Here is a 5,658-nt window from a genome sequence, read left to right on the forward strand (position 1 = left end):
GGCCGCGCGGCCTGCGCCGCTGGGCCATGGACACCCGGCCCCTGCGCCGCCCGGCCTACCGCCGGCTGTGGGCGTCCACCATCGTCACCGCGGTCGGCAGCCAGCTCACCGCCGTCGCCGTGCCCAAGCAGGTCTACGACATCACCGGCTCCTCCGCCTGGGTCGGCGCCGCGAGCCTGGCGGGACTGCTGCCGCTGATCGTCTTCGCGCTGTGGGGCGGCGCGGTCGCCGACGCCGTGGACCGCCGCACCCTCCTGCTGATCACCAACACCGGGATCGCCGTCACCTCGGTGCTCTTCTGGGCCCAGGCCGCCGCCGGGCTGGACTCCGTCGCCGTGCTCATGGTCCTGCTCGCGGTGCAGCAGGCGTTCTGGGGGCTGAACGCCCCGGCCCGCAGCGCCTCCGTCGCCCGCCTGGTCCCCGGGGACGAACTGCCCGCCGCCAACGCCCTGGGCTCCACCGTCATGCAGACCGGCCAGATCGCGGGTCCGCTGCTCGCGGGCGCGCTCATCCCGGTCGTCGGGCTGGCGGAGCTGTACCTGATCGACGCGCTGGCGCTGTGCGTCACCGTCTGGGCGGTGTACCGGCTGCCCGCCCTGCCGCCGCTCGGGGCCGCGGTGGCGCGGCGGCGCGCGGGCATCCGGGAGATCGTGGACGGGTTCCGCTACATCGCCGGGCACGCGGTCCTGCTGCTGTCCTTCCTCGCCGACATCGTGGCCATGGTCCTCGGCATGCCCCGCGCCCTGTTCCCGCAGCTCGCCGCCGAGACGTACGCCCCCTACGGCGAGGGGTTCGCGCTGGGGCTGCTGTTCGCCGCGATCCCCATCGGCGCGGTGCTGGGCGGATTCTTCTCGGGCACGTTCTCCCGGGCCCGCCGGCACGGCTGGATGGTCATCGGGTCCGTGGTGGTGTGGGGCGTCGCCGTCACGGGGTTCGGGCTCAGCGACAGCCTGTGGATCGCCGTGGCCTTCCTCGCCGTCGCCGGCCTCGCGGACATGGTGTCGATGGTCTTCCGCGGGGCGATCCTGCTCTCCGCCGCGAGCGACGAGATGCGCGGCCGGATGCAGGGCGTCTTCACGGTCGTCGTCGCGGGCGGCCCCCGCCTCGCCGACGTCCTGCACGGCACCGCCGGTTCCTCCCTCGGCCCCCGGGCGGCCGTGGCGGGCGGCGGGCTCCTGGTCGTCGTGGTGATGCTGGTCCTGGCCGCCGCGATGCCGGCGCTGCGCCGTTACCGGGTGTGAGGCGAGCGGGTCCTGCCCGGCGGGAACCCGCCGGGCAGGACCCGGAGGACCCGGAGGACCCGGAGGGCTCAGAGGGTTCCGCGGGTACGCGGCGCCGGCTGTTCCATCAGCCGGACCCGTGTCGCCTCCAGCCGGTGCGCGAGGATCTCGGCGACGCAGCGCACCAGCGTCAGCCCGAGCGCCGGATCCTCCTCGCACAGCCGCAGGACGGCCGCCGCGTCGAACTCGTAGGCGCGGACCCGGCTGAAGGCCTCGGCGCCGAAGTCCCACTCGTGGGGCGGGAAGAGCCAGGACCAGCCCAGCAGGTCACCCGCGCCGAGCGTGGCGACCGTGACCCGCCGGAGCTCGTTCACCCGCTGGTCGAGCGACACCGCCCCGGAGCGGATGACCCAGAAGCGATCGGCGGTGGTTCCCGACTCGAAGATCCGGGTGTCCTCGGGAAAGGACACCTCCCGCGCGAGTGCCATCAGGCGCTCCCGCTGCGACGGGGGCAGGGCGGTCAGGAGTTTGATCGCTTTGGTCATGGGGCGGGGCTCCTCGCCGGGCCGTCGGACGGTCCTCCGTCCATTGGAGCCGCTGCCGCCGTCCGGGGCACCTCGGCGACATCGGGCGCCGTGGTCCGGAGAAGTGGAAAGCCCTGGCTGGACGGGGGAAACCAGCCAGGGCCGTACGAGGTGGTCAGGGAGGACGGTCGTCGACTCCGTCACCACGTATGTGTGAACGATAAACCATTTCCGGAGGGCTCGTCCCGCCGGAACCGGGTCGGGTGACCCGTTTCACTCCGGTCCCCCCGGGGAGCCCGCCGCAGCCGCCGGGCCGGCGCGCCGCGGAGCCGGCGGCCGTTCCGGAGCGGACCGGAAGGTTTGCCGGTGCCGTGAGGGGTCAGCCGGAAGGAGGTGACCTTTCTCACCGAACAGGGAGCCGCACGATGCGCCAGGATCACCTGTCCTCACCCGGCACGGAACCGCCCGCCGTGGCACCGCCCGGCGCGGAAGGGCCCCGCACGGATCCGCCCGGCACCGTCCGGGCCGCACTCCGGCGCCCCTGCCGTCCGGCCCAGGTGCGTGAGGCCGTACAGCGGGCGGTGTGCGAACGCTGCCGCGCCACGCACACCCCGTGCGACACCGACGCCCTCGCGGACGCACTGCTCGTCGCCTCCGAACTCACCACGAACGCGATCCTGCACGGCGGCGGCGTCACCGAGGTCAGGGTCGACGTCACCGGCCCCGGTGTGCGGGTGTCGGTGAGCGACCGCAGCACGCGACTGCCCGTCGCCCGCCCGGCCGCCGGGCGGGAGCGCCTCACGCCCGGCGGCCACGGCTGGCCCCTCGTCTGCCTGCTGTCCCGCGACATCCGCGTCCGGGACCTGCCCGCGGGCGGCAAGTGCATCAGCGCGCTGGTCCCCCTGCCCTGAACCGCCACCGGACCGTTTCCCCGGATTTGGGTGGCGAAGCGGAGTTTGCGCCACCGGGCCCAGGGCAGTCGGAGGGTCGTACCTCGGACCGACGGCGCGCCGGCGGGACGGACATGACTGCTGTGGTACGCCCTCCGGACGTCCCCACAGCGGCCGCCCACGGCAGATCGCCCACGACAACAACTGTTCGGGAGCGAACCGCATGCTCACAGACACGTCCACCGACCGCCCCGACACCCCCGCCCCCACGACCGCAGGAACGCGCAGGCGGCACGACGACGCCCCGGACACCGCCACCCTGTTCGCCCGGCTGGCCTCCCTGGAGGACGGCCCCGAGCGGGACGCCGTGCGCGACGAGCTCGTCACCGCGTGGCTGCCCATGGCCCACCGCATCGCCGGCCGCTTCCGCGACCGCGGAGAATCCGTCGAGGACCTGCGCCAGGTGGCCGCACTGGGCCTGGTGAAGGCGGTGGACCGCTTCGACCCGGACCGCGGAGCCTTCGAGAGCTACGCCGTCCCGACCATCACCGGCGAGGTCAAGCGGCACTTCCGGGACCGGATGTGGGCCCTGCGGGTACCCCGTCGCGTGCAGGAACTGCGCAACAAGGTACGCATCGCCCGGCGGGAGCTCACCCAGACGCCCGGCAGTCCCGAACCCGCCCCGGCGGACATCGCCCGGCACACGGGACTGACCGAGGAGGAGGTCACGGCCGGGCTGGAGGCGCTGGAGAGCTTCAGCACCCTGTCGCTGGACGCGGAGATGTCACCCGACGACGACGGCTACAGCCTGGCCGACACCCTGGGCACCTCGGACGCCTCCTACGACATCGTGGTCGACCGGGAGTCCGCCAAGGAGGGCCTGCGCCGCCTGCCGGAACGCGAGCGCACCATCCTGTACATGCGCTTCTTCGAGGACATGACGCAGAGCCGTATAGCCGCCCAGCTGGGCATCTCCCAGATGCACGTCTCCCGGCTGATCAGCCGGAGCTGCGCCAGGGTGCGCGCCGACGTCCTGGGGGGCCGCAAGAGGGGAGCGCGGAGCCGATGAGCGAATCCGGGATCCCGCCGGACGAGGGACGTCCCGTGGACGTCTACCTCGACCTTTTGAGCATCCGGATGGACACCGAGGACTACCGCCTGCTCCTGCGCGTGGTGGAGCCGGCGCTCCGGGCGATCGAGGAGCACCGGCTGTCCGGTCTCGACCTCGCCCTGGACGGCGGTGACGAGGAACTGCCCCAGGAGGTCCGCGACGAGGCCGCCCTCGTCATCGCCACGGCCGTCACCGGCCGCATGGACAACGAGGTGGTCGAGCTGGAGGTCGACGAGAGCGGGCCGGTCAGGGTGGTCACCGACGCGACGACCGCGGCCGACCCCTCCCGCCTCGACGAGATCGCCGACTACATCAGGCAGCGCCACCGGCAGAACGACGAACTGCGGGGCATCGCCGAGGTCAGCGGCCTGCCCACCGACTTCTGACCCCGGCGGTCACCGGCCTCCCGGACCTGCCGGCCGCCACCCGCCGCCCCCGGCGACCGGACCCGGCGCTTTTGGCCGCCGCGTCCCGCGGGCACGCGGTCCTCACCGCGCGCTCCTTCGCCGGTCGCCCGTCAGCGGGACGTCCAGCGGGCGGGCGAGGCCCACCACCGCCTCGTCCAGCCGCTCCAGGTGCCGCAGCACCCGCCCGGTGATCCGGCCGTAGCGCGGCGCGCCGTCGCCGCCGGAACCACCCAGCAGCGAGGCGAAACTCGGCCCCGTCTCGACCCCGGTCGTGACGTCCTCGCCCGCGACCCGGGCGGCGATCGTCGCGATGTTGCGCACGGTGCGCGCCGTCGCCCCGCGCAGCCGGGGATCCGCCGCGATCGAGGGGTGCGTCGGCAGCAGCTCGGCCGTCGCCGCCAGCGAACGCGCCTGGTACGCACAGGTCTCCAGGAGCGCGACGACGTACCGCGCGGTGTCGCGCCGGCCCCGCAGCGGAGTGACCGGATGGGTGAGCGGCTTGGTGGCGGCGCGCAGTTCGCCCAGGGCCTTGTCCAGCTCCCGCGCCCGGTCCAGCAGATCGACGGCGGGACCGCCGCTGAGCTGGTCGACGGCGGCCTCGGTGACCTCGGTGAGCCGTTCCAGCACGGTGCCCAGCAGCTCGTTCGTCCGCCGGTCCGTCCGCACCGGCAGCACCAGGAACGCGGCGAACACCCCGCAGGCGGCGCCCAGCGCGGTCTCGCCCACGCGCAGGACCAGCACCTCCCAGCTGTAGGTGTGCAGCAGCGTGTACAGGAGCCCCACCACCGCGGTCACGAAGAACGACATCAGCGTGTACGAGAGGGGGGCCGTGTACGCCATCGCGAAGATCAGCACCAGCATCAGGGCGAACGCGGGCCAGGTGTGCCCGCCCACCAGCCCCGCCAGCACGATGCCGGCGACGACGCCGAGCACCGTCCCCAGCAGCCGCCGGTAGCTCTTGACCAGGATCTCGCCCGTCGACTCGGTGTTGATGAAGACGAGCCAGCAGGTCAGAACCGCCCAGTGCCAGCCCTGGGCGGACAGCAGCCCACCGCCCGCGATGGCCAGCGACGACCCCACGGAGACCTGGACGGCGGCCCGGGTGGTGGGCCGCCGCAGTCCCTTGGCCTCCTCGGCCGGCTCGTCCTCCTCGGCGGCGTCGATCGCGGCGTCCTCGGCGTCCAGCTCCTCCCGGGACCTGGCCGCCGCGGGGGTGTCGTCCGACTCGTCCTGCGGGCCGTCCAGGGCGATCCGCAGGCCCATCACCGCGCGGGACGCCTCGCCGACGGCCCGGAACACGTCCTGGAGGGCCGGGGAGCAGTCCGGCAGGTTCTCCTCGTCCCGGTAACCGAGCAGCCGGTTGCGCACGTGCGCGATCGACGTCCCCTCCGCCCCGGGACCGGCGTGCAGCACCTGGGTGCGCAGGGAGAGCAGGTCGCGGCGCAGCGCCGCGGTGGCCTCGTCGGGCGGGGGCGTGCGGCCGGCCTCCGGGGCGGGCGCGCCCGG

At 74.1% G+C, this 5,658-nt stretch carries 6 protein-coding genes; 4 read left to right on the forward strand and 2 right to left on the reverse strand.

The features are described 5' to 3' along the window. Positions 1 to 1,241 (forward strand): MFS transporter (locus AOK18_RS15555; protein WP_055694749.1); only part of this gene is annotated, 1,241 nt, incomplete at its 5' end. A 68-nt stretch (positions 1,242 to 1,309) separates the two neighbouring features. Here the strand turns inward: AOK18_RS15555 and AOK18_RS15560 are convergent. Continuing rightward, positions 1,310 to 1,765 (reverse strand): cyclic nucleotide-binding domain-containing protein, encoded by a 456-nt coding sequence (locus AOK18_RS15560; protein ID WP_055694750.1) that lies wholly within the window; start codon positions 1,763 to 1,765, stop codon positions 1,310 to 1,312. 404 nt (positions 1,766 to 2,169) lie between these two features. Here AOK18_RS15560 and AOK18_RS15565 point away from each other — a divergent pair, with 404 nt between their 5' ends. The 3 genes from AOK18_RS15565 to AOK18_RS15575 all read left to right on the forward strand — a co-directional run bounded on the left by AOK18_RS15565 (position 2,170) and on the right by AOK18_RS15575 (position 4,131). Further along, positions 2,170 to 2,655 (forward strand): ATP-binding protein, encoded by a 486-nt coding sequence (locus AOK18_RS15565; protein WP_055694751.1) that lies wholly within the window; start codon positions 2,170 to 2,172, stop codon positions 2,653 to 2,655. 202 nt (positions 2,656 to 2,857) lie between these two features. After that, positions 2,858 to 3,703: a SigB/SigF/SigG family RNA polymerase sigma factor gene (locus AOK18_RS15570; protein ID WP_055694752.1), complete on the forward strand. Its 846-nt coding sequence runs from the start codon at positions 2,858 to 2,860 to the stop codon at positions 3,701 to 3,703. Further along, on the forward strand, positions 3,700 to 4,131 hold the full coding sequence (locus AOK18_RS15575) for a hypothetical protein (RefSeq protein ID WP_055573018.1): 432 nt from the start codon (positions 3,700 to 3,702) through the stop codon (positions 4,129 to 4,131). Before AOK18_RS15570 ends, AOK18_RS15575 begins: the two co-directional genes overlap by 4 nt. 102 nt (positions 4,132 to 4,233) lie before the next feature. Here the strand turns inward: AOK18_RS15575 and AOK18_RS15580 are convergent. After that, the coding region (locus AOK18_RS15580; RefSeq protein WP_167738692.1) for an FUSC family protein at positions 4,234 to 5,658 on the reverse strand (1,425 nt) is incomplete at its 5' end.

Source organism: Streptomyces prasinopilosus (assembly GCF_001419695.1).
Taxonomy (GTDB): Bacteria; Actinomycetota; Actinomycetes; order Streptomycetales; family Streptomycetaceae; genus Streptomyces; species Streptomyces prasinopilosus.

Excerpts from the sequence above, each read along its gene's own strand:
- AOK18_RS15560 (WP_055694750.1), bottom strand. The coding sequence starts at position 1,765 with ATGACCAAAGCGATCAAACTCCTGACCGCCCTGCCCCCGTCGCAGCGG.
- AOK18_RS15565 (WP_055694751.1), top strand. The coding sequence starts at position 2,170 with ATGCGCCAGGATCACCTGTCCTCACCCGGCACGGAACCGCCCGCCGTG.
- AOK18_RS15570 (WP_055694752.1), top strand. The coding sequence starts at position 2,858 with ATGCTCACAGACACGTCCACCGACCGCCCCGACACCCCCGCCCCCACG.
- AOK18_RS15575 (WP_055573018.1), top strand. The coding sequence starts at position 3,700 with ATGAGCGAATCCGGGATCCCGCCGGACGAGGGACGTCCCGTGGACGTC.